Genomic DNA, 763 nt, shown 5'->3' on the forward strand with positions numbered 1-763 from the left:
ATTTATCACTTGGACACCGTCGAGCTGGCCCATGAAATAGGGCATCGCGTTTACGTTGTCGATGCTTATCGGCTTAGCCACTACCGCGAAAGTGTTGGCCAGCGTGCGAAAACCGACCCTTGTGATGCCCGCCTGCTGGCCCGTTACTTATCCAGTGAGCAAGCGAGACTGCGTCTCTGGAGCCCACCTCCGCACGCCTACAAGGTGTTGAAAAGCTTGCTGCATCGACGCGCAGAACTTATTCGCTGGCGTGTGAGCCTGACGCTGAGCTGGTCGAGCGAGCCGCTGTTGAAGGATGAGCTGGCCAAGCAGTTGAAGTCGTTCAAACAAGCCGAGCAGGCGATTCAAAAGCTATTGCACAAAGTCAGCAAAGAGGCCGGAATCGTCGAAAACATCAAGCGCTGCAAAGCCATTGAGGGCGTCGGCGATCTTACCGCTACCGGCTTGGCGACCGCGTTCATGCGGGGTGAATTCGCCAATGGTGATGCGTTCATTGCCTTTTTGGGAATGGACTTGAGGTCAAAAGACTCAGGGAAAAAGAACGGTACTCGTCGCTTGAGCAAAAAGGGCGATTCAGAGTTACGGCGCCTGGCTCACAATGCGGCAATGGCTGCTTGCCGGTCGGCTACCTGGAAACCATTTTATGAGTCGTACCTAGCGCGAGGCCCGGCAAAAACCCAGGCCCTGGTGATCCTCGCTCGCAAGCTGTGTCGAGTGGCATTCGCTCTGATGAAAAACCAGAGCGAATACCAGCCAGATTTAA

At 54.9% G+C, this 763-nt stretch carries 1 protein-coding gene; it reads left to right on the top strand.

What is annotated here, in order from left to right; genetic code table 11:
* On the top strand, positions 1-763 hold a 763-nt coding region (locus HX812_RS29720), incomplete at both ends, for a transposase (RefSeq protein WP_178949144.1).

This window comes from Pseudomonas sp. IPO3749, assembly GCF_013386605.1.
Lineage (GTDB): Bacteria > Pseudomonadota > Gammaproteobacteria > Pseudomonadales > Pseudomonadaceae > Aquipseudomonas > Aquipseudomonas azotoformans_A.